This is a genomic window from Pseudomonas rhizophila (genome assembly GCF_003033885.1).
In the GTDB taxonomy this organism is placed as follows: domain Bacteria; phylum Pseudomonadota; class Gammaproteobacteria; order Pseudomonadales; family Pseudomonadaceae; genus Aquipseudomonas; species Aquipseudomonas rhizophila.
This window is the reverse complement of the sequence record NZ_CP024081.1, coordinates 5,345,425-5,366,726: the sequence shown is the minus strand read 5'-3', so window position 1 is coordinate 5,366,726 and position 21,302 is coordinate 5,345,425. Positions and strand designations below refer to the sequence as shown.

The 21,302-nt window shown below is 60.7% G+C and carries 20 protein-coding genes; 6 read left to right on the top strand and 14 right to left on the bottom strand.

Translation table 11 applies throughout. The annotated features are described in order from the left end of the window. Positions 1-23: 23 nt before the first annotated feature. From betB to CRX69_RS24880, 5 genes are all read right to left on the bottom strand, one after another. On the bottom strand, positions 24-1,496 hold the full coding sequence (gene betB, locus CRX69_RS24905) for a betaine-aldehyde dehydrogenase (protein ID WP_047230363.1): 1,473 nt from the start codon (positions 1,494-1,496) through the stop codon (positions 24-26). Positions 1,497-1,576: 80 nt separating this feature from the next. Then, complete coding sequence (gene betI / locus CRX69_RS24900) at positions 1,577-2,197, bottom strand: transcriptional regulator BetI (protein WP_047230364.1); 621 nt, start codon at positions 2,195-2,197, stop codon at positions 1,577-1,579. A gap of 432 nt (positions 2,198-2,629) precedes the next feature. Further along, positions 2,630-3,808 (bottom strand): choline ABC transporter ATP-binding protein, encoded by a 1,179-nt coding sequence (gene choV / locus CRX69_RS24890; protein ID WP_047230365.1) that lies wholly within the window; start codon positions 3,806-3,808, stop codon positions 2,630-2,632. Next, on the bottom strand, positions 3,805-4,650 hold the full coding sequence (gene choW / locus CRX69_RS24885; RefSeq protein ID WP_047230366.1) for a choline ABC transporter permease subunit: 846 nt from the start codon (positions 4,648-4,650) through the stop codon (positions 3,805-3,807). Before choW ends, choV begins: the two co-directional genes overlap by 4 nt. Before the next feature lie 66 nt (positions 4,651-4,716). Further along, the gene (locus CRX69_RS24880; protein WP_047230367.1) at positions 4,717-5,664 is read right to left on the bottom strand and encodes a choline ABC transporter substrate-binding protein; all 948 of its coding nucleotides are present in this window, start codon (positions 5,662-5,664) and stop codon (positions 4,717-4,719) included. Positions 5,665-6,086: 422 nt separating this feature from the next. Here CRX69_RS24880 and CRX69_RS24875 point away from each other — a divergent pair, with 422 nt between their 5' ends. Both CRX69_RS24875 and gbdR read left to right on the top strand, forming a co-directional pair. Beyond that, positions 6,087-7,463 carry an L-serine ammonia-lyase gene (locus tag CRX69_RS24875; protein ID WP_047230368.1) on the top strand — a complete coding sequence of 459 codons (1,377 nt, stop codon included), beginning with the start codon at positions 6,087-6,089 and terminating at the stop codon, positions 7,461-7,463. Positions 7,464-7,910: 447 nt separating this feature from the next. Next, complete coding sequence (gbdR, locus tag CRX69_RS24870; protein ID WP_047230369.1) at positions 7,911-9,014, top strand: choline metabolism transcriptional regulator GbdR; 1,104 nt, start codon at positions 7,911-7,913, stop codon at positions 9,012-9,014. A gap of 96 nt (positions 9,015-9,110) precedes the next feature. Here gbdR and CRX69_RS24865 read toward each other — a convergent pair whose 3' ends face one another. From CRX69_RS24865 to choX, 6 genes are all read right to left on the bottom strand, one after another. Continuing rightward, positions 9,111-9,374: a hypothetical protein gene (locus CRX69_RS24865; RefSeq protein ID WP_047230370.1), complete on the bottom strand. Its 264-nt coding sequence runs from the start codon at positions 9,372-9,374 to the stop codon at positions 9,111-9,113. Positions 9,375-9,753: 379 nt separating this feature from the next. Next, the gene (locus CRX69_RS24860) at positions 9,754-10,917 is read right to left on the bottom strand and encodes a gamma-butyrobetaine dioxygenase (RefSeq protein ID WP_107323026.1); all 1,164 of its coding nucleotides are present in this window, start codon (positions 10,915-10,917) and stop codon (positions 9,754-9,756) included. Positions 10,918-10,937: 20 nt separating this feature from the next. Continuing rightward, entirely contained in the window at positions 10,938-11,414 is a 477-nt protein-coding gene (locus CRX69_RS24855; RefSeq protein WP_047230372.1) for a thioesterase family protein, read from the bottom strand. A gap of 162 nt (positions 11,415-11,576) precedes the next feature. Beyond that, positions 11,577-12,542, bottom strand: coding sequence for an L-carnitine dehydrogenase (locus CRX69_RS24850; RefSeq protein WP_047230373.1), 966 nt, complete (start codon positions 12,540-12,542; stop codon positions 11,577-11,579). A gap of 142 nt (positions 12,543-12,684) precedes the next feature. Next, the gene (gene cdhC, locus CRX69_RS24840; protein WP_076383396.1) at positions 12,685-13,572 is read right to left on the bottom strand and encodes a 3-dehydrocarnitine:acetyl-CoA trimethylamine transferase CdhC; all 888 of its coding nucleotides are present in this window, start codon (positions 13,570-13,572) and stop codon (positions 12,685-12,687) included. Between the two features lie 72 nt (positions 13,573-13,644). Then, positions 13,645-14,589, bottom strand: a complete 945-nt coding sequence (gene choX, locus CRX69_RS24835) for a choline ABC transporter substrate-binding protein (RefSeq protein ID WP_047230375.1) — start codon at positions 14,587-14,589, stop codon at positions 13,645-13,647. Between the two features lie 168 nt (positions 14,590-14,757). Here choX and CRX69_RS24830 point away from each other — a divergent pair, with 168 nt between their 5' ends. Beyond that, complete coding sequence (locus tag CRX69_RS24830; protein WP_047230376.1) at positions 14,758-15,717, top strand: GlxA family transcriptional regulator; 960 nt, start codon at positions 14,758-14,760, stop codon at positions 15,715-15,717. Between the two features lie 267 nt (positions 15,718-15,984). Here CRX69_RS24830 and CRX69_RS24820 read toward each other — a convergent pair whose 3' ends face one another. From CRX69_RS24820 to CRX69_RS24810, 3 genes are all read right to left on the bottom strand, one after another. Further along, on the bottom strand, positions 15,985-16,401 hold the full coding sequence (locus CRX69_RS24820) for a DUF3010 family protein (RefSeq protein ID WP_047230377.1): 417 nt from the start codon (positions 16,399-16,401) through the stop codon (positions 15,985-15,987). A gap of 32 nt (positions 16,402-16,433) precedes the next feature. After that, positions 16,434-16,760 carry a helix-turn-helix domain-containing protein gene (locus CRX69_RS24815; RefSeq protein WP_047230378.1) on the bottom strand — a complete coding sequence of 109 codons (327 nt, stop codon included), beginning with the start codon at positions 16,758-16,760 and terminating at the stop codon, positions 16,434-16,436. Positions 16,761-16,985: 225 nt separating this feature from the next. Then, positions 16,986-17,387: a lysozyme inhibitor LprI family protein gene (locus CRX69_RS24810; RefSeq protein ID WP_047230380.1), complete on the bottom strand. Its 402-nt coding sequence runs from the start codon at positions 17,385-17,387 to the stop codon at positions 16,986-16,988. A gap of 235 nt (positions 17,388-17,622) precedes the next feature. Here CRX69_RS24810 and CRX69_RS24805 point away from each other — a divergent pair, with 235 nt between their 5' ends. From CRX69_RS24805 to dgcA, 3 genes are all read left to right on the top strand, one after another. Continuing rightward, entirely contained in the window at positions 17,623-18,600 is a 978-nt protein-coding gene (locus CRX69_RS24805; RefSeq protein WP_047230381.1) for a dipeptidase, read from the top strand. A gap of 78 nt (positions 18,601-18,678) precedes the next feature. Beyond that, positions 18,679-19,209, top strand: a complete 531-nt coding sequence (locus CRX69_RS24800) for a DUF5943 domain-containing protein (protein WP_030139308.1) — start codon at positions 18,679-18,681, stop codon at positions 19,207-19,209. A 15-nt stretch (positions 19,210-19,224) separates the two neighbouring features. Then, the gene (gene dgcA, locus CRX69_RS24795) at positions 19,225-21,285 is read left to right on the top strand and encodes a dimethylglycine demethylation protein DgcA (RefSeq protein ID WP_047230382.1); all 2,061 of its coding nucleotides are present in this window, start codon (positions 19,225-19,227) and stop codon (positions 21,283-21,285) included. Positions 21,286-21,302 lie beyond the last annotated feature (17 nt).

The following is a 21,302-nucleotide window of genomic DNA, read 5'->3' as shown; positions in this document are numbered from 1 at the left end:
TTCACTCAAGGCCTCATGTCAGATCAGAACACCGACGCGTAATCGCCCAGTTCGACCTGTACCGATTTGATACGGGTGAAGTTGTTCAGCGAACTGATGCCGTTCTCCCGGCCCACGCCCGATTGCTTGTAACCGCCGACCGGCATTTCGGCGGCCGATTCGCCCCAGGCGTTGATCCAGCAGATGCCGGCTTCGAGCTGATGAATCACGCGGTGCGCGCGGTTCAGGTCGCGGGTCACGACGCCGGCGGCCAGGCCGAAGTCGGTGTCGTTGGCGCGGCGGATCACTTCTTCTTCGGTTTCATAGGTGAGGATGCTCATCACCGGACCAAAGATTTCTTCGCGCACGATGGTCATCTCGTCGGTGCAATCGGTGAATACGGTCGGGGCGACGAACGCGCCCTTGGCCAATTCGCCTTCAGTCAAACGACCGCCGCCGCACAGCAGGCGCGCGCCCTCGGCCTTGCCTTTCTCGATGTAGCCCAACACGCTTTCCATGTGGGCGAAGCTGACCAGCGGCCCGAAGTTGGTGTTTTCATCTTCTGGGTTGCCGATGCGAATGCGCGCTACGCGCTCGGCGATCTTGGCTTCGAAAGCTGCCTTGAGATGGCTCGGCACGAACACCCGGGTGCCGTTGGTGCAGACCTGGCCGGAGCTGTAGAAGTTGGCCATCATCGCGGTGTCGGCAGCACGATCCAGGTCGGCGTCGTCGAAGATGATCAGCGGTGACTTGCCGCCCAGTTCCATGGTCACGTCCTTGAGCGACGAGCTCGAGGCGCTGGCCATGACTTTCTTGCCGGTGTCGGTGCCGCCGGTGAACGAGATTTTCTCGATGCGCGGGTGCTCGGTCAGCCAGGTGCCGACTTCACGGCCGCTGCCCGTCAGCACGTTGAACACCCCCGCTGGAACGCCGGCTTCGGTGTAGATCTCGGCCAGTTTCAGGGTGGTCAGCGAGGTGACTTCGCTCGGCTTGAAGATCATCGCGTTGCCAGCGGCCAGGGCCGGTGCCGATTTCCACAACGCGATCTGGATCGGGTAGTTCCACGCGCCGATGCCGGCCACCACGCCCAGGGGTTCGCGACGGGTGTAGACAAACGAAGTGGTGCGCAGCGGCACCTGCTCGCCTTCGATGGCGGGCACCAGGCCGGCGTAGTATTCCAGCACGTCGGCGCCGGTGACGATGTCGACGTAGCGGGTTTCGGAATAGGCTTTGCCAGTGTCGAGGGTTTCCAGGGCGGCCAACTCATCGTTGCGCTCGCGCAGGATCTCTACGGCGCGGCGCAGGATGCGTGAACGCTGCATGGCGGTCATGGCGGCCCAGACTTTCTGGCCTTTTTCGGCGCTGACCACGGCGCGCTCGACGTCTTCTTTGGTGGCCCGCTGCACCTGGGCGAGTACTTCACCGTTGGCCGGGTTGATGGCTTCGAAAGTGGCGTCGCCGCTGGCATCGCTGTACGCGCCATCGATGTAGAGTTTTTGCAGTTCGAAACGGGCCATAAAGTCCTCGCAAGTGCATGAGTGGTTGGCTGACCACCGGGGCGTGTCGTCTACAGCTGACTACGCGGTTCGGTGGCGGTTCAGGAGCCGAGCGGTTCTGTGTGCTCTGTTACCCCTGCCTTGGCCAATTGGAAATCCATGTATTCGTAAGCGATCCGGTGCGCCTGGGCGGTATCGAACGCGTCTCCCGACAGCGCCCCGCGCAGCCACAAACCGTCAATCAACGCGGCCAGGCCCCGTGCCGCGCTACGTGCCTCATCGAGGGGCAACACGCGGCGGAACTGGCAACACAGGTTGGAATACAGACGGTGATCGTTGATCCGCTGCAACCTGTGCAAAGACGGGTGGTGCATGCTGGTGGCCCAAAAGGCCAACCAGGTTTTCATTGCCGGGCCATTGACCTGGCTGGCGTCGAAGTTGCCTTCGATGATCACCTGCAGGTGAGCCCTTGGGCTTGGGTCCTCCAGCGCCTGACGGCGTGCAGTGACGTTCTCGCTCAGGACACTCATCAGGTACTGGGCCGTGGCCGCGATCAGGCCATTCTTGTCCTTGAAGTAGTGGCTGATGATGCCGTTGGAGACACCGGCCAAACGGGCGATCAGCGCAATGCTGGCGTCCCCCATCCCGACCTGATCGACCGCTTGCATAGTGGCTTCGATCAATTGCTGGCGGCGGATGGGTTGCATACCGACCTTGGGCATCTGGTACATCTCCTTAGGCCATCCGATGGATGAGTGTTGTCTATCGGAATGAAGGCCAGTCTATTTTGTTTTGATTGAACGTTCAATCAACAAAAATAAGTTCTATGACAAGTCGTCGCTATTTGCCGGGGCGAGGACTTTTGGGGATGTCTTTATAACACTCGTCGGTTGGCATGTAGGCCAAATGCGCTTGATAGCTGGAATGCTGTTGTGGCGAGGGGATTTATCCCCGTTGGGCTGCGCAGCAGCCCTAAAAGCCGCGAACTCATTCCGTCTGATACACCGAGACGCCTAGCTCTGGGGCTGCTTCGCAGCCCAACGGGGATAAATCCCCTCGCCACAGTATTTGCATTCCAAGTCAGTCTGGTCAGCAGTTCAGAATCACCCAAACAAAAACGCCGCGATCGTCTCGCGGCGTTTTTTCGGTTTCGCTTAGCCCAGGTTTTTGCCGAGCAGTGCGTGGTACAGCTCACTGTCGCCAAGAATCCCGACGACCTGCTGGTTATCGTGAAGTACCAGCTTGTTGCCGGTCTGGTAGCGAATCTGCAGCGCGTCGCGCATGCCGATGTTGGAGTCCACCAGGGTCGGACGACGGCCCAGGCCTTCGACGGCTTGGCCCGGGGCCCAGTTTTGCAGGTCCAGCACCGCTCCGTTCTGGCGAGCGCCCTTGATGGTGTTGCCTTCGGCCAGATCGAGCCAGGAGTCGCCGCCCGGATCCAGGCACACCGAACCGTTGATGCGCTTGCAGTTGTCCAGGGTGCGCATCAGGCTGCGGCCACAGAGCACGTTGAGCGGGTTGGTGTGGGCGACGAAGGTGCGCACGTAATCGTCGGCCGGGTTCAGCACGATTTCTTCCGGCTTGCTGTACTGGATGATCCGGCCGTCTTTCATGATCGCGATCCGGCTGCCCAGCTTCAAGGCTTCGTCCAGGTCATGGCTGACGAACACGATGGTCTTGCTCAGTTTGCGTTGCAATTCCAGCAATTCGTCCTGCAAGCCCTGGCGGATCAGTGGGTCGAGGGCCGAGAAAGGTTCGTCCATCAGCAGGATATCGGCGTCCATCGCCAGGGCGCGGGCCAGACCGACCCGTTGCTGCATGCCGCCGGACAACTCGTCCGGTTTCTTGTTGCGCCACTGGGTCAGGCCCACCAGCTCAAGTTTTTCATCCACCAGCTTCTTGCGTTCCTTTTCCGGCCGGCCCTGCATTTCCAGGCCGAAGCTGATGTTTTCGCGCACCGTCAGCCAGGGCATCAGGGCGAACTTCTGGAACACCATGGCAATGCGCTTGGTGCGCATCATCTTCAGTTCGGCCGGGCTGCAGGAGGCGATGTCGATCTGCCGGCCTTCATGCTCGACGAACAACTTCCCGCGACTGACGGTGTTCAAGCCGTTGATGCAACGCAGCAGGCTGGATTTACCGGAGCCGGAAAGCCCCATCAGTACGCAGATTTCGCCTTTTTCAATGTCCAGGCTGGCTTTTTCCACACCGACGATTTGCCCGGTTTTCTTCAGGATTTCGTTGCGTGTCATGCCTTGGTCGAGCAGCTTGAGGGCTTCACGTGGATCTTTGGAGAAGATCACGTCGACCTCTTCGAAGCGGATTATGCTCATGCGTCACCCCCTACTTTGGCGTCGGGTTGCTTGCAGATTCGGTCGAGCATGATTGCCAGCAATACGATCGCCAGGCCTGCTTCGAAGCCCAGGGCGATATCAGCGGTGTTCAGTGCGTTGACCACGGGTTTGCCCAGGCCGTCGGCACCCACCAGCGCGGCGATGACCACCATCGACAACGACAGCATGATGCATTGGGTGATACCGGCCGCGATGCTGGGCATCGCATGGGGCAGTTCGATACGGGACAGCAGTTGGCGACGGGAGCAGCCGAAGGCTTTGCCGGCGTCCATCAGTTCGTCCGGAACGTCGCGGATACCCAGGTAGGTCAAGCGGATGGGCGCGGCAATCGCGAACACCACCGTCGAGATCAGACCGGGGACCACACCCAGCCCGAAAAGGGTCAGGGTAGGAATGAGGTAAACGAAGGTCGGTACGGTCTGCATCAGATCGAGCACCGGACGCATCATGGTGTAGAACAGCGGCTTGTGCGCGGCAACAATGCCCAGCGGCACGCCGATCAAGACACAGACCAGGGTCGCGAACAGCACCTGGGCCAGGGTTTCCATGGTTTCCTGCCAGTAACCCAGGTTCAGGATAAGCAGAAAGGCTGCGATAACGAAGACCGTCAGGCCCCACTTGCGCTGGATAAAATGCGCCAGTAGAGCGATGAGGCCGATCAAGACAAGCGGGTTGAACCAGGTCAGCGCAAACGTCACGCCGTGAATCATCGTTTCCAGTGACAAGGCGATGGCATCGAATGTGTTGGCGCCGTGTTGCGTCAACCAGTCGACAAAGCCCGCAATGTACTGGCCCAAGGGTATTTTCTGATCAATCAGCATGGTAGTGAACATCCGCATGCAAGGAATAAACAGCCCGGACGAGCGAACCCGCCCGGCATAAAAGCATTACTGCGCAAGCTTGGCTTTCACGGCTTCCAGGCCGGGTTTACCGTCAATGGTGGTCACGCCAGCGAGCCAGGTATCGAGTACCTGTGGGTTTTTCTTCAGCCAGGCCTTGGCGGCTGCGTCAGGCTTCATCTTGTCGTCAAGCACGTTGCCCATCAGCGTGCTTTCCATGTCCAGGGTGAAGGTCAGGTTTTTCAACAACTGACCTACGTTGCTGCATTCCTGGACGTAGCCTTTGCGGGTATTGGTGTAGATGGTTGCCTGGCCGAAATTCGGACCGAAGTACTCGTCACCACCGGTGAGGTACTTCATTTTGAAGCGGGTGTTCATCGGATGGGGTTCCCAGCCCAGGAACACCACGGCGGTGCTGCGGCGCTCGGCGCGATCGACCTGTGACAACATGCCGGCTTCGCTGGACTCGACGATCTTGAAGCCGGCGTCCTTCAGGCCGAAGGCATTCTTGTCGATCATGCTCTGGATCAGGCGGTTGCCGTCGTTACCCGGTTCGATGCCGTAGATCTTGCCGTCCAGTTCCTTCTTGAACTTGGCGATGTCGGCGAAATCCTTCAGCCCTTTGTTATAGAGCTCTTCGGGCACCGCCAGGGTGTACTTGGCGTTCTCCAGGTTGGCCCGCACCGTATCCACGGTGCCGGCTTCGCGGTAGGCCTTGATGTCGTTTTCCATCGTCGGCATCCAGTTGCCGAGGAACACATCCATGTTCTTGCCGTCGGCCAGGGACTTGTAGGTCACCGGTACGGAAATCATGGTGGTCTTGGTTTTGTAGCCCAGGGCCTCAAGTACCACGCTGGTGGTGGCGGTGGTCACGGTGATGTCGGTCCAGCCGACATCGGAGAAGTTGACGGTGCTGCACTGCGCGGGTTCAGCAGCGTTGGCCAGCATCGGAAGACTCAGCATGGCGGCCAACAACAACGGCGTGGAACCTTTCATGGGTGGACTCCTGGTGTTTTATCGGCGGTGTCCGGTCAGGACCACCGCGCTTATTGGGGTTGCGGTTGGTGGCGCGTGGGCACTCTTCGACACGCGGCCTTGCAAACGAGCCGTAACCGATCATGTACCAGTGCAAATCTGTCGCCTACAGGGTGCGTCGTATCCAGTACAGGGAGGGTCGCATCCAGTGTCAGTGACGTCGTTTACAGATTTTTTTCACCCTTGGCTGGCCTCTGATACGCAAAAAACGTCGTAAAACCGGGGCAAAGGGCGGGCGACGTCGGTGGGCATGATTGCGTCGGTGTCAGACGTCGAACGCCCTGGCAAAAGCCGGATGATGCGGGCATCCCGGCGTTGAGCGTAGCAGCTCCGCCACCGGGCGCTCCTGCGCCCGGATGTGCCTGTTCTGGAGGTTCTCGGCAATGGCAATCAGCGTGTTCGACCTGTTCAAAATTGGTATCGGCCCGTCCAGTTCCCACACCGTGGGGCCCATGCGCGCTGCAGCGCTGTTCGTTGAAGCGATGCGCGCGAAGTCGTTGCTGCGCGATGTGCGTCGGGTCGAGGTGCAGCTGTTCGGCTCGTTGTCAGCAACAGGCATCGGCCATGGCAGTGACAACGCGGTCATCATGGGTTTGATGGGCGAGTGGCCAGACGCGATCGATCCGTCGCAGATTGGCCCGCGCATCGAGTTGTTGCGCCAAACCCAGACCCTGCTGCTGGACGGTCGCCTGCCGGTGCCTTTCGTCTGGTCCCGGGATATGCGCCTGCTCGACGAAAACCTGCCGTTCCACCCCAACGCGATGACGCTGGTGGCCGAGGGTGACCACGGCGAGTTGCACCGCGACACCTATTATTCAGTCGGCGGTGGCTTCGTCGTCGATCAGGCCCAGGCGTCCAGCGGCGTGGTGGATCTGGACGTCACTGAACTGCCTTACGATTTTTCCAGTGCCGAAGAACTGCTCCAGTTGTGTAGCACCCACAACCTTCGGGTGGCCGAGCTCATGATGGCCAACGAAAAGGTCTGGCGCTCGGAGGAGGAGATCCGCAGCGGCCTGATGAAACTCTGGCGGGCGATGCAGGATTGCGTCGAGCAGGGTCTCAAGCATGAGGGCATCTTGCCCGGCGGTTTGAATGTGCGCCGGCGAGCGGCCAAGCTGCACCGCAGCCTGCAAGAGCTGAACAAGCCCAATGTCATCGGCTCGACTCTCAGCGCCATGGAATGGGTCAACCTGTTCGCCCTGGCGGTCAATGAAGAAAACGCCGCCGGTGGGCGCATGGTCACGGCCCCGACCAATGGTGCGGCGGGGATCATTCCGGCGGTGCTGCATTACTTCATGAAATTCAGCGAAGCGGTCACCGATGCCAACGTCGTGGATTACTTCCTCGGCGCGGCGGCGGTGGGCATCCTGTGTAAAAAGAACGCCTCTATCTCCGGTGCCGAAGTCGGTTGCCAAGGAGAGGTGGGCTCGGCCTGCGCCATGGCGGCGGCCGGCCTGGCGGAGATCCTCGGTGCGACGCCTGAGCAACTGTGCAACGCGGCGGAAATCGGCCTGGAGCACAACCTTGGCCTGACCTGCGATCCGGTGGGCGGCCTGGTACAGGTGCCGTGTATCGAGCGCAACGCGATAGCCGCGGTGAAAGCCATCAACGCCGCGCAGATGGCGCTGCGCGGAGACGGCCAGCACTTCATCTCTCTGGACCGGGTGATCCGCACCATGCGCGATACCGGCGCCGACATGCATGACAAATATAAAGAGACATCGCGCGGTGGACTGGCGGTCAGTGCGGTGGAGTGCTGATCGCCTCGCCCGAGGCGATCGCATATCGCTCACAAAATGCCCACCGATCCACAAACGCGCCACCTTTTAGCGCGTCGCAAACAGACATGACACCGTTTGTCGGACCCACCGCTGTTCGTCCCTCGACCGTTCGTCATTCGCACCTGTGGTGATACCGGTTGCGCAGGTGGCGCAGCCCAGTTCCCACAAGTGCTACCGTTCTGCTCACGGCCAACGGTGGCGGGTGCCTGCCGCCCCTGATGGCACCTATAACCCACACTCATTGCGTGCCTTATTTAGACTGGCCGCAATGTCGTTTTCAGGATTTATTGAACACGCATTCAATTTAGGCATGGCAATTGCTCTATCGATGCAAAGCCCGTCTCTTGCGTAGAGACCGAGGGCAACAACCAATAAAAAGAGCCTCCGCCTGAGGCCATCACTTGCTTTGTGTGAGGAGATACCGCGATGACGACGTCCAACTCAGGGGCCCAACCCCAGAACCGTGCGCCTCAATCCATCGGCTTTTTGCTGCTGGACAATTTCACGCTCATTTCCCTGGCGTCCGCGGTGGAGCCGCTGCGCATGGCCAACCAGCTGTCCGGTCGTGAGCTGTATCGCTGGACCACCCTCACTGTTGATGGCGGCCAGGTCTGGGCCAGTGATGGCTTGCAAATCACGCCGGACGCGGCCATGCACAAAGCGCCGCCCATCGACACCGTCATTGTGTGTGGCGGCGTGGGCATTCAGCGCACCGTCACCCGTGAACACGTGTCATGGCTGCAGAGCCAGGCCCGTCAGTCCCGGCGCCTCGGCGCGGTCTGCACCGGCAGTTGGGCCTTGGCCTGCGCGGGTCTGCTGGATGGCTTCGATTGCAGTGTGCACTGGGAATGTCTGGCGGCAATGCAGGAAGCCTTTCCGCGGGTATCGATGAGCACCCGTCTGTTCACCCTCGACCGCAACCGCTTCACCAGTTCCGGCGGCACCGCGCCACTGGACATGATGCTGCACCTGATCAGCCGCGATCACGGCCGCGAGTTGTCGGCAGCGATCTCCGAAATGTTTGTCTATGAGCGCATTCGCAACGAGCAGGATCACCAGCGCGTGCCACTCAAGCACATGCTGGGCACCAATCAGCCGAAGTTGCAGGAAATCGTCGCGCTGATGGAAGCCAATCTCGAAGAGCCGATCGACCTGGACGAACTGGCGGTGTACGTCGCCGTCTCCCGGCGCCAGTTGGAGCGCTTGTTCCAGAAATACCTGCATTGCTCGCCGTCGCGCTATTACCTCAAGCTGCGGCTGATCCGGGCGCGGCAACTGCTCAAGCAGACGCCGATGTCGATCATCGAAGTGGCGTCGGTGTGCGGTTTCGTCTCCACGCCGCACTTCTCCAAGTGCTACCGCGAATACTTCGGCATTCCACCGCGCGACGAGCGCGTCGGCTCCAACACCGCGCAGCAGGTAGCGATGATGCCGCTGCCACAGGCGCTGGTGCTGTCGCCATTGTCTGGCCCGTTGTCAGCGTTGAGCCAGGCACGTAATGAGTCGACGTTTGCCAGTGTGAGGCTCTAAGACCGAGGCGCCGTCAATCGCGAGCAGGCTCGCTCCCACAGGTTCTGTGATCGACACCGAATCACTGTGGGAGCGAGCCTGCTCGCGATAGGTTTTTCAGACGTTCTGGTTTTTCTGATACTCCGCCAAAGCCGGCAGCAGCTGCAGATCAATCGCCCGACGCACGGCGGGCAGGATGGTGGCGCCGCTGATGTACATGTCCTTGACCATCTTGCGCAGTTCATTGGCGCGGGCCGTGTCCAGCCCGCGCACCGCACACTCGCAGGCCTGTTCGGCGGTGGAGCCGCTGGGTATTTGCAGCCCCAGGGCCTTGAGCTGGCCCAGCAGGTCTTCCTGGTCGATCAAATCGGCGTACATCATGACGCTTTTCCTTGTTCAGGGATTGGGGTCGTGACTCGATTCTGGTAGCCGGCCGAAGCGGCGGCAAGGGCAAATGGTCGCGATGTCATGAATGACTATGGGGGCGTCGTTTTCGGCTAACTTGCCCAGGCCTGGACTGGGCACACTGGCCCCAAGCTGAATCACGACGGTTTGGTCACCCTCGCGCAACAGCTCCTCCAGTAACGCAACTGCCCCGATCCAGTCACGGCTTGATCGGGGATTTTTTTGCCTGGGTGAATCAGAGGGTGATGGGGTGTCGGACAGACCGCTATCGCGAGCAGGCTCGCTCCCACAGGGACTCTGTGTCGTGCACAAGGTCTGTGGGAGCGAGCCTGCTCGCGATGAACGATGACGCGGTCTACCGTTGCAACACCAGAATCTTCGACAGCAACTCATCGCGATCCACATAGCACCCTTGGAAATGTCGAGCTCCGGTGGCCGGGTCGAAGGCATTGCGGGCGTGCAGGGTACGGCGGTTGTCGAAACACCACAGTTGGCCGGGTTCAAGCCTTTGCATCAGGCGGAACTGCGGCTCGCGAGTCAGCGCTATGAAGCGGCGGTAGGCACGGTAGAGCCTGGGCATCTGCTCGACCGAGGTGTCGAACGGCCCGCGCAGAAAGTTCGCCATGCGGATCTCCGAGACCTGTCCCAGGGCATCCAGCGCGATAATGGGCGCCAGGCAGCGGTAATCACTGTGGCGGTCCTTGTTGCGAAACTCCACCGGGATTTCACACAGCGCGGCAAAGGCCTCGGGGTCTTCCTGGCGCAGCGCCTCGGCGATGGCGAAACCGTCGACAAATAGGCTCTCGCCGCCGTCGGCGTCATTCACCAGGCAATGCAGAAACTGTAATCCTGGTTGCAGCTCCCGGGTGGGCAGGTCGCTGTGCAGTGGCAGGTTGAAAGCGGTGTAGGCGTTACTGTCGGCATCGGCCTTGGATTGCACGTTGAACAGCACGCCGAAGTTGCTCTGGCGGATGAACGAAATCTGCTGGGCGATCAGTTTCAGCGAGCCGGGTTCGGTGGGTACGCCGCGCACCTGGGTCAGGCCGATGTCGCGCACCGCCAGCAACCATTGCAACAACGTATCGGTGTCGTCCATCAGTGCCTGGTAATCGAACACCGGCAGTTGCAGATCGTGCCGCCAGAGCTGGCGCTTGGGCTTGCTCGCCAGGCGTTCAGCCCTGGACTGATCATCGTAGGCATGGGCACGCAGCCAGCCTGGGTCGAAACGGCTTTGGTGGCCGTCCTGCCAATCCACGCACAGGCAGCCTTCACTGTCGAGGCGGGTCGCGCCGGGGGCCAGGTCTTCAGGTACATCGACGATTTCCAGCACCTGCTCGCGGGTCACGGTGTAGACGCATTGCGGGCAGGGGCAGTTGTCCCGCAGCCACTGATGATGGAAGGGGCTGATCCGACCGTCGGCCCAGGTGACCTGCACCCGGTCGGTCAAGGGCGTCACTGCGGTCAATGCACAGATCAGGGGGTAACGACGGAAGTCGGCAAAAGCGGCGGCGGTGTTCATGGCGATCTCCTGTTCGGGTTTTATCGGGCCGGCGGCAATGCGATGACCCGGCCGATATAGGCCGGCGGCGACAGGTCGGATTGCTCCGTGAGCAGGGCTTTGAGCTTGCCCAGGGTCTGTTCCGTGAAGGGCGCCGAGCGCGGGCCGGCCAGGTCGACGTGCAGCAGCATCTGCTCGTTGCCGGCCAGTTCCTTATCGCCGCCGACCAGGTGCAGGCTGTGGTAGAGATGCAGGCGTTTGGCGTCGTGGCCGATGATCTGTGTACGCACCTCGACCTGGGCGTCGAGCTTCACTTCGTGCAGGTAGTTCAAGTGCAGTTCGAGGGTGAACAGCGAGTGGCCGCTGGCTTCGCGGTTCTGGCTGTCCATGCCCAGGTGATCCATCAGTGCGTCGGTCGCGTAGCTGAAGATCAACAGGTAATAGGCATCGCGCAGATGGCCGTTGTAATCGACCCATTCGGGGAGGATGCGGGTTTGGTAGGTGGTGAGGGTGGGCATGTTTCTGGTTCCGACAGTTGTGGTGACTGGGCTGGCGTTATCGCGAGCAGGCTCGCTCCCACAATGAACTTCTGGGTGAGACAGATCGCATTCACACCTCAAATCCTGTGGGAGCGAGCCTGCTCGCGATGGGGCCAGACCTGCTGATCCAAAAGCCAAGGTTTACTCGCTGAAGGCCATCCCATGCTTTTCTTTGGTGGTCTTCACCGCTTCCAGCACTGCCAGCAGGCAATCATCACGATAGCGCTCCAGGGCCGAGATGCTGCGGCTGCCCAGTTGCTCGCTCGTGCCGTCCACCACATCGTCGATCAGCTTGTCGGTCAGCTCCGGCGCCGGCAGGTAGGTCCACGGCAACTGCAACGCAGGGCCGAATTGAGCCATGAAATGGCGCATTCCGGCATCGCCACCGGCCAGTGTGTAAGTCAGGAACGTGCCCATGAACGACCAGCGCAAGCCGGCGCCAAAACGGATGGCATCGTCGATTTCGCCGGTGGTAGCCACACCGTCGTTGACCAGGTGCAGGGCTTCGCGCCAGAGCGCTTCGAGCAACCGGTCGGCAATGAAACCGGGCACTTCCTTGCGTACATGCAGTGGGCGCATGCCGAGGGATTCGTAGACTTTCATCGCCGCTTGCACCGCTTCGGGCGCGGTGTTTTTGCCGCCGACGACTTCCACCAGCGGCAGCAGGTAGACCGGGTTGAACGGGTGCCCGACCACGCAGCGTTCCGGGTGGGTGGAACCTTCATAGAACTCGCTTGGCAGCAGTCCCGATGTGCTGGAACCAATCAGCGCATTGGGCTTGGCGGCGGCGCTGATCTGGCCGTGCAGCTCGAGCTTCAGCTCCAGGCGCTCGGGGGCGCTTTCCTGGATGAAATCGGCGTCGCGCACGCATTCTTCGATGGTCGCGACAAAGCGCAGCCGATCCTGGGAGGCACCGGGTGCCAGGCCTTGTTTCTCCAGTGCGCCCCAAGCGTTGGCCACGCGTTTGCGCAGCGCTGCCTCGGCACCCGGCGCCGGGTCCCAGGCCACGACGTCCAGGCCATGGGCGAGGGCGCGACTGACCCAGCCGCTGCCGATAACACCGCTGCCCAGGGCGGCGAAGGTCTTGATGTCGGTGATAAAGCTCATGGTGATTTCCTGAAAGGGTTCGCTGATCTAAATGTGGGAGCGAGCCTGCTCGCGATGGCGCTGTGTCAGTCGGCACATCAGTCGCCTGTTTCACCGCTATCGCGAGCAGGCTCGCTCCCACAGGGGAAGGTGTCGGTTGGGTTTAGCCGCGGGTGGTCAGCCCCATCTTCTTGCGCCCCTCGGCCGGGGTGAGCACGCGCGCGCCGAGGCGGCTGAGGATTTCGCTGGCGCGCTCCACCAGTTGGCCATTGGTGGCGAGCACGCCTTTGTCCAGCCACAGGTTGTCTTCCAGGCCGACCCGCACGTTGCCCCCCAGCAGCACGGCCTGGGCGGCCATCGGCATTTGCATGCGGCCGATGCCGAAGCCGGCCCACACCGCGTCCGCCGGCAAGTTGTCGACCATGGCTTTCATGGTGGTGGTGTCGGCCGGCGCTCCCCACGGGATGCCCAGGCAAAGCTGGAACAGCGGGTTGTCCAACAGGCCTTCCTTGATCATCTGCTTGGCGAACCACAGGTGGCCGGTGTCGAAGATCTCCAGCTCGGCCTTGACCCCCAGTTCGGTGATGCGCTTGGCCCCGGCCCGCAGTTGCGCCGGGGTGGAAACATAAATGGTGTCGCCGTCGCCGAAGTTCAGAGTGCCGCAATCCAGAGTGCAGATTTCCGGCAGCAACTCCTCGACGTGGGCCAGGCGGGTCAGCGGGCCCACCAGGTCGGTATTGGGGCCGAACTCCATGGGATTTTCGCCGCCGCCGATCTCCAGATCGCCGCCCATGCCGGCGGTGAGGTTGACGATGATGTCCACGTCCGCCTCTCGGATGCGCTCCATCACTTCGCGGTACAACGCCACGTCACGGCTGAACTTGCCGGTCTGCGGATCGCGAACGTGGCAGTGGACCACCGTGGCGCCGGCCTTGGCGGCCTCGACGGCAGCCGCGGCGATCTGTTTCGGGGTGACCGGCACGTGTGGGCTTTTGGCGGTCGTGTCGCCAGCACCGGTGAGTGCGCAGGTGATGATGACGTCGTGGTTCATGGTGCAGGTTCCTTACAGGCGTGATGAGTCACTGCGCAGCCGATTGGCGCTGCGCAGATGGATGGCGTTTGTTCAGTTGCTGGTCAGTTTCAGGTTGTCGGCGGCAGGCTTGCCATCGAAGGTGGTGACGCCTTCGAGCCAGCGTTGCTTGTCTTGCGGATTATCCTTGAGCCATTGCTTGGCCGATTCGAGCGGGTCCTTGTGATCCAGCAATGGCTGCATCATCCGGCTCTCGTCTTCGGCGGTGAACGTCAGGTTGCTCAGCAGACGGCTGACGTTCGGGCATTTTTGCGCGTAGTCTGGCGCGGTGACGGTCCATACGGTGGCCATGCCTTCGTTCGGGCCGAGGGCGTCTTCGCTGCCGGTGAGGTAGGTCATTTGCACGTTGACGTTCATCGGGTGCGGCGCCCAGCCGAAGAACACCACGGCTTCCTTGCGCCGCACGGCGCGGTCCACGGCGGCGAGCATGCCGGCTTCGCTGGATTCCACCAGTTGGAATTTGCCCAGGCCGAACTGGTTCTTGGCGATCATCGCCTTGATCTGGGTGTTGGCGCCGGAACCGGGTTCGATGCCGTAGATCTTGCCGCCCAACTCTTTTTCGAATTTGGCGATGTCGGCGAAAGTCTTCAGCCCTTTGTCGGCCAGATAAGTCGGCACGGCCAGGGTGGCGCGGGCGTCCTTGAGGCTGGGTTGTTCCAGGACCTTGACCTGTTTGGCCTCGACGAACGGGGTGATGGTCTGGGTCATCAGTGGGTTCCAATAGCCCAGGAACATGTCCAGGCGCTGGTCGCGGATGCCGGCGAAAATGATTTGCTGGGAGGCGCTGGTCTGTTTGGTCTTGTAGCCGAGGCCGTCGAGCAACACTTGGGTCATGGCGCTGGTGGCGATGACATCGGTCCAGTTGACTACACCCAGGCGCACGTTCTGGCACGCGGCGGGATCGGCTGCCATCGCAGCGGAACTCAGGAAGGTGGTGGTGCTGAGTGCAAGAACGCAGGAGCTGATCAGTCGTTTCATGTCGGGTTCCTCGGCAGTCTTTGTTATGGGTTCCGGCATCTGCGCGCCGGTGATGCCAAGTTACGCAGCCAGTCCGCCGGCAAAACGCACAGCGGCGACTCGCTCTTGCACTGCAGCGACCTGTGGCGTATCAAGGAGCGCACGCTACCCGCCAACCGAGTGCGCTACATGTCCCAGGATTTCTACTTCTTGTTGATGCCGGGTTTTTCGGCCATCGGTTTCATTTCGGCCATCGAACCGTTGCGGGTCGCCAACCGCTTTCGCGGTGAGTTGTACCGTTGGCATGTGTTGAGCGCCGATGGCGGGGCGGTGCTGGCAAGCAATGGCATGTCGGTCAACGCCGATGCCGCGTTGGAGCCATTGAAGAAAGGCGCGACCCTCTGGGTGGTGGCGGGGTTCGAACCGCTCAAGTTCGTGACCCCGGCGTTGGAGCGCTGGCTGCATCGGCTGGACAACGAGGGCGTCACCCTGGGCGGCATCGACACCGGCAGTGTGGTCCTGGCTGAGGCGGGGCTGCTGGAAGGCCATCGCGTAACCCTGCACTGGGAAGCGATCGAGGCGTTCAAGGAATCTTATCCACAGCTGAGTGTGACCCAGGAACTGTTCGAAATTGACCGCCGGCGCATCACCTGCGCCGGCGGCACTGCGTCCATCGACCTGATGCTGGACCTGATCGGCCAGGCCCATGGCCCGCAACTGGCGATTGAGGTCAGCGAACAATTCGTGCTCGGCCGCATCCGTCCGCGCAAAGACCACCAGCGCATGGAAATTGCCAGCCGCTATGGCATTCGCAACAAGAAGCTGGTGCACGTCATCGGCGAGATGGAAACCCACAGCGAGCCGCCCCTGAGCACCTTGGCCCTGGCCGAATCCATCAACGTCACCCGCCGCCAGCTCGAACGCCTGTTCCGCCTGCACCTGAACGACACTCCCAGCAACTTCTACCTGCGCCTGCGCCTGGAAAAGGCCCGGCAACTGTTGCGCCAGACCGACATGAGTGTGCTGGAAGTGAGCATCGCCTGCGGTTTCGAGTCACCGTCGTACTTCACCCGCAGTTATCGGGCGAGGTTTGAACGGTGCCCGCGGGAAGATCGGCGGCGCCAAGGGGATGGGCGGGAGGTGGTTTGACAGGCTTTTATACTCAATTATGTTCGCGACTAAATTACACCTGTCGCCATAATTGAGTATCAAAGCATGCGTTGACCACCGAGGCAGGGGGGCAACGCCATGTTCACCGGCTCCAATCGCGACAAGCTCGTTCGGACCTCTGTGGGAGCAAGGCTTGCCCGCGACGAAAGCGGCGTGGTGCATGGGAGAGCGAGGCGCCTGTATCGCGGGCAAGCCTTGCTCCCACACAAAAAACTGCCGCAAGTGCAGTGTTTGGCTGAAAGAGGCTTACTTCTTCACCAACGCCGAACACGCCGCCTTATAAGCCTCATGCTGATACTTGTTCAGCGTCGCGGGCAATGCGAAGTCGTGTTTCTTGTTCTGCGCATTGATGGTCTGCGGCGACAGCAGCGTCACCTCACAACCCTCAAGCAACTGGAAAACCCCTTCGATCTTGAACGTGGTCGGCCCGCCAGCGAACTCGCCTTTCTTGCTGCGCTTCTTGATGGCGATGCGGTCGATACCGTTATCCACCACGAACGCCCGGACCTGGGCGGCGAACGCCTTGACGTTGGCGGCCTCGTCATCATCGTCCAGGGCGATTTTCTTGGTATTCAGCGCGACGTGACTCAACGCCTGTGGATCCAGCGAGGCAACGGCAATGATCGCTTCGCTGCCTTTGATTTCGATGCCGCAGATTTTCATGTGAATTCCTTTGCTCGATAGTGGCGTGCAGCTTACAGCTCCAACTGATCGGCATGGATACCAAAGGCGGCGGCAATTTTTTCGCGAGTTGCCCGGCGAGGTTTGGCGACTGATTCCTGCTGGGCAAACGCCGGTTGAGAAATACCCAGGCGCCTGGCGACCTCATCCTGGGTCAAGTTCAGATGTTCGCGCCATGCACGGATGGGCGTGGCGCCGTCGACAATGCGGCTGACGACTTCATGGGGAATCAGATCGGGTTCCATTTTTTTTTGCGCAACGTATTGGGCATACGGAATGACCACGAATGCAGGATTCCCGTTTGCGTCGTTTATGATCTGAATATCAGTAGGTACGTTCATCGCGTTTCTTGACCTCTTGAATGCTGACGACCTTGATCGCCCCGTCCCGAACCTGGGCCTGATGCATAGAGTGCATTTTCAGAAGCTGCTTAACGGCCTTTCTGGTCCAGTGAATAGTGTTCATGGAGGAATATAAGTCTTTTATAAGATTTGCTAATCCTGACTTATATTTTCTCTAGGGCCAACGTATGAACGGTGTCTGAATATTGCTCCGTAAACGGCCCTTTATTCCTGCCCAATCGACTCCAAGAACTCCGACCGGTCATCACTCACCTGGGCCATGCAGTCGTTTTCGGCGATTTTGTAGGCTTCGCTGCCGGGTTTGGCCGGGAAGGCGGCGATGGCGCAGTCGGCATCGCGTTGTTTTTGCCACAGTTGCTGGGCAACTCTGATTTTGCTGGTGATGTCGTTGAGCTGGGCCTTGTTGTCGGCGTAGAGGGTTTGCAGGCGTTCGTTGAGGCTCTGCAGGTTGTCGGCGAGCAGTTGTTCGGCGGCGGCTTTGCCGTAGGCCGAGCAGGCCAGGGTCTGGACGTCGTTTTCCACGGCGTCGCAGGGGTTGTGTTCGGTGTCTTCGGTCGCGTGGGCGACGGTGCTGATCAGGGCCAAAGCCAGGATGATTGATTTCATTGCGTTGCCGCTCGAGTCCAGTGAAAACCAGTGATGCGGCGGATTCTGGCGTAAGCCTCGGGTAAAGAACAGACGGGTAGGGTGGCCCGCTCATAGCCCTTTGTCGTGGATTGACGCTTTCGGCAATTCCCCTGTCGTTTTTGCACCCGGTCGCCAATGCACCGAGGCATATGCTGGCCCCAAAGCGCCGGCACACGATTCGGCGCATGAATCGCTGACAAAAGGGGACTGCCTGATGAGCCCAGCCGAATTGCACGCCGACAGCATCGTTATCGACGGGCTGATCATTGCCAAGTGGAACCGTGACCTGTTCGAAGACATGCGCAAGGGCGGCCTGACTGCCGCCAACTGCACGGTGTCGGTGTGGGAAGGTTTTCAGGCCACCATCAACAATATTGTGGCCAGCCAGAAACTGATCCGCGAAAACAGCGATCTGGTGATCCCGGTGAAAACCACCGCCGATATCCAGCGCGCCAAGGCTCAAGGCAAGACCGGCATCATCTTTGGCTTCCAGAACGCCCACGCTTTCGAAGACCAGCTTGGCTACGTCGAGATCTTCAAGCAGCTCGGCGTTGGCGTGGTGCAGATGTGCTACAACACCCAGAACCTGGTGGGCACCGGCTGCTACGAGCGTGACGGCGGCCTGTCGGGCTTCGGTCGTGAAATCGTCGCCGAGATGAATCGGGTCGGCATCATGTGCGACCTGTCCCACGTCGGCTCCAAGACCTCCGAAGAGGTCATCCTCGAATCGAAGAAACCGGTCTGCTACTCCCACTGCCTGCCCTCGGGCCTGAAGGAGCACCCGCGCAACAAATCCGATGAAGAGCTGAAGTTCATCGCCGACCACGGCGGTTTTGTCGGCGTGACCATGTTTGCGCCGTTCCTGGCCAAGGGCATCGATTCGACCATCGACGACTACGCCGAGGCCATCGAATACACCATGAACATCGTCGGTGAGGACGCCATCGGCATCGGCACCGATTTCACTCAGGGTCACGGTCAGGATTTCTTCGAAATGCTGACCCACGACAAAGGCTATGCCCGTCGGCTGACCAGCTTCGGCAAGATCATCAACCCCCTGGGCATCCGCACCGTGGGCGAGTTCCCGAACCTCACCGAGACGCTGCTCAAGCGCGGCCATCCAGAGCGGGTGGTGCGCAAGATCATGGGCGAGAACTGGGTCAACGTCCTGAAAGACGTCTGGGGCGAATAAAGCCGCCGCATCACTGAATCCTTAACCTGCGGCCATTAGCGCCGCAGGCATACCACGAATTTTCGGAGTTAAGTTTCCATGGCCAAAATCGCCCCTCAATTGCCTATCGAAGTCGACAGTGAAACCGGTGTCTGGACCTCTGATGCCCTGCCGATGCTCTACGTGCCGCGGCACTTTTTCGTCAATAACCACATGGGCATCGAAGAAGTGCTGGGCGCCGACGCCTACGCCGAGATTCTCTACAAGGCCGGCTACAAATCCGCCTGGCACTGGTGTGAAAAAGAAGCCGAATGCCATGGCCTGGAAGGCGTCGCGGTGTTTGAGCATTACATGAAGCGTCTGTCCCAGCGCGGTTGGGGCCTGTTCAAGATCCAGGACATCGACCTGGATAAAGGCACCGCCAGCGTCAAGCTGGAACACTCGGCGTTCGTCTACGTGTACGGCAAGGTCGGACGCAAGGTCGACTACATGTTCACCGGCTGGTTTGCTGGTGCCATGGACCAGATTCTCGCCGCCCGTGGCAGTTCGATCCGCACCGTGGCCGAGCAGGTCTACGGCGGTTCCGAAGAAGGCCACGACGACGGCCTGTTCATCGTCAAGCCGTTGTAAGTCGAGGATCGCGCCATGGCTTTTGAAGCAATGTTCCAGCCGATCCAGATCGGCAAACTGACCATCCGCAACCGCGTGCTCAGCACCGCTCACGCCGAGGTCTACGCCACTGACGGCGGCATGACCACCGACCGGTACGTGAAGTATTACGAAGAGAAGGCCAAGGGCGGCATCGGCCTGGCGATCTGTGGTGGATCGTCGGTGGTTGCCATCGACAGCCCGCAGGAATGGTGGAGCTCGGTGAACCTGTCCACCGACCGCATCATCCCGCACTTCCAGAACCTGGCCGACGCCATGCACAAGCATGGCGCCAAGATCATGATCCAGATTACCCACATGGGGCGTCGCTCGCGCTGGGACGGCTTCAACTGGCCGACCCTGATGTCGCCGTCCGGCGTGCGCGAGCCGGTGCACCGTGCGACCTGCAAGACCATCGAGCCGGAAGAAATCTGGCGGGTGATCGGTAACTACGCCCAGGCGGCACGGCGTGCCAAGGCCGGTGGCCTGGACGGCGTTGAGCTGTCCGCCGTGCACCAGCACATGATCGACCAGTTCTGGAGCCCACGGGTCAACAAGCGTACCGACGAATGGGGCGGCAGCTTCGAGGGGCGGATGAAGTTCGGCCTGGAGGTGCTCAAAGCCGTACGCGCCGAAGTGGGCGACGACTTCTGCGTGGGCATGCGCATCTGCGGTGATGAGTTCCACCCGGACGGCCTGTCCCACGAGGACATGAAGCAGATCGCCAAGTACTACGACGACACCGGCATGCTGGATTTCATCGGTGTTGTGGGCTCGGGTTGCGACACCCATAACACCCTGGCCAACGTTATCCCGAACATGAGTTATCCACCGGAGCCGTTCCTGCACCTGGCCGCCGGTATCAAGGAAGTGGTCAAGGTTCCGGTGCTGCACGCGCAGAACATCAAGGACCCGAACCAGGCCACGCGGATCCTCGAGGGCGGTTACGTCGACATGGTCGGTATGACCCGTGCCCACATCGCCGACCCGCACCTGATCGCCAAGATCAAGATGGGCCAGATCGACCAGATCAAGCAGTGCGTCGGCGCCAACTACTGCATCGACCGCCAGTACCAGGGCCTGGATGTGCTGTGCATCCAGAACGCTGCAACCTCCCGTGAATACATGGGCGTGCCGCACATCATCGAAAAATCCACCGGGCCCAAGCGCAAAGTGGTCGTCGTCGGTGCCGGCCCGGCCGGGATGGAAGCGGCGCGTGTGGCCGCCGAACGTGGCCACGACGTGACCCTGTTCGAGAAAAAGGAATTCATTGGCGGGCAGATCACCACCGCTTCGAAAGCCCCGCAACGGGACCAGATCGCCGGCATTACCCGCTGGTTCCAGCTGGAACTGGCCCGGCTGAAAGTCGACCTGCGCCTGGGCGTGGCGGCGGACGCGGCGACCATCATGGACCTGCGTCCGGATGTGGTGGTGCTGGCCGTCGGCGGGCATCCATTCCTCGAGCAGAACGAACACTGGGGCGCCGCCGAAGGGCTGGTGGTCAGCAGCTGGGACGTGCTCGATGGCAAGGTTGCACCGGGTAAGAACGTACTGGTCTACGACACCATTTGTGAATTCACCGGCATGTCGGTGGCCGACTTCCTCGCCGACAAGGGCAGCCAGGTCGAAATCGTTACCGACGACATCAAGCCGGGCGTGGCCATTGGCGGGACTTCGTTCCCCACTTACTACCGCAGCATGTACCCCAAGGAAGTGATCATGACCGGGGACATGATGCTGGAGAAGGTCTACCGCGAAGGCGACAAGCTGGTGGCGGTGCTGGAGAACGAATACACCGGTGCCAAGGAAGAGCGCGTGGTGGATCAGGTGGTGGTGGAAAACGGCGTGCGGCCGGATGAAGAAATCTACTACGCGCTCAAGGAAGGTTCGCGCAACAAGGGCCAGATCGACGTCGAAGCCTTGTTCGCGATCAAGCCCCAACCGTGCCTGGAGCAGAGCGGCGATGGTTACCTGCTGTTCCGCATCGGTGATTGCGTAGCGCAGCGTAATACCCACGCCGCCATCTACGACGCGCTGCGGTTGTGCAAGGATTTCTAACGGCTTGCACATAGCCC

What these genes read in the sequence shown, in the direction of transcription:
- betB (WP_047230363.1), bottom strand. Translation starts at nt 1,496, where the DNA reads ATGGCCCGTTTCGAACTGCAAAAACTCTACATCGATGGCGCGTACAGC.
- betI (WP_047230364.1), bottom strand. Translation starts at nt 2,197, where the DNA reads ATGCCCAAGGTCGGTATGCAACCCATCCGCCGCCAGCAATTGATCGAA.
- choV (WP_047230365.1), bottom strand. Translation starts at nt 3,808, where the DNA reads ATGAGCATAATCCGCTTCGAAGAGGTCGACGTGATCTTCTCCAAAGAT.
- choW (WP_047230366.1), bottom strand. Translation starts at nt 4,650, where the DNA reads ATGCTGATTGATCAGAAAATACCCTTGGGCCAGTACATTGCGGGCTTT.
- CRX69_RS24880 (WP_047230367.1), bottom strand. Translation starts at nt 5,664, where the DNA reads ATGAAAGGTTCCACGCCGTTGTTGTTGGCCGCCATGCTGAGTCTTCCG.
- CRX69_RS24875 (WP_047230368.1), top strand. Translation starts at nt 6,087, where the DNA reads ATGGCAATCAGCGTGTTCGACCTGTTCAAAATTGGTATCGGCCCGTCC.
- gbdR (WP_047230369.1), top strand. Translation starts at nt 7,911, where the DNA reads ATGACGACGTCCAACTCAGGGGCCCAACCCCAGAACCGTGCGCCTCAA.
- CRX69_RS24865 (WP_047230370.1), bottom strand. Translation starts at nt 9,374, where the DNA reads ATGATGTACGCCGATTTGATCGACCAGGAAGACCTGCTGGGCCAGCTC.
- CRX69_RS24860 (WP_107323026.1), bottom strand. Translation starts at nt 10,917, where the DNA reads ATGAACACCGCCGCCGCTTTTGCCGACTTCCGTCGTTACCCCCTGATC.
- CRX69_RS24855 (WP_047230372.1), bottom strand. Translation starts at nt 11,414, where the DNA reads ATGCCCACCCTCACCACCTACCAAACCCGCATCCTCCCCGAATGGGTC.
- CRX69_RS24850 (WP_047230373.1), bottom strand. Translation starts at nt 12,542, where the DNA reads ATGAGCTTTATCACCGACATCAAGACCTTCGCCGCCCTGGGCAGCGGT.
- cdhC (WP_076383396.1), bottom strand. Translation starts at nt 13,572, where the DNA reads ATGAACCACGACGTCATCATCACCTGCGCACTCACCGGTGCTGGCGAC.
- choX (WP_047230375.1), bottom strand. Translation starts at nt 14,589, where the DNA reads ATGAAACGACTGATCAGCTCCTGCGTTCTTGCACTCAGCACCACCACC.
- CRX69_RS24830 (WP_047230376.1), top strand. Translation starts at nt 14,758, where the DNA reads ATGTCCCAGGATTTCTACTTCTTGTTGATGCCGGGTTTTTCGGCCATC.
- CRX69_RS24820 (WP_047230377.1), bottom strand. Translation starts at nt 16,401, where the DNA reads ATGAAAATCTGCGGCATCGAAATCAAAGGCAGCGAAGCGATCATTGCC.
- CRX69_RS24815 (WP_047230378.1), bottom strand. Translation starts at nt 16,760, where the DNA reads ATGAACGTACCTACTGATATTCAGATCATAAACGACGCAAACGGGAAT.
- CRX69_RS24810 (WP_047230380.1), bottom strand. Translation starts at nt 17,387, where the DNA reads ATGAAATCAATCATCCTGGCTTTGGCCCTGATCAGCACCGTCGCCCAC.
- CRX69_RS24805 (WP_047230381.1), top strand. Translation starts at nt 17,623, where the DNA reads ATGAGCCCAGCCGAATTGCACGCCGACAGCATCGTTATCGACGGGCTG.
- CRX69_RS24800 (WP_030139308.1), top strand. Translation starts at nt 18,679, where the DNA reads ATGGCCAAAATCGCCCCTCAATTGCCTATCGAAGTCGACAGTGAAACC.
- dgcA (WP_047230382.1), top strand. Translation starts at nt 19,225, where the DNA reads ATGGCTTTTGAAGCAATGTTCCAGCCGATCCAGATCGGCAAACTGACC.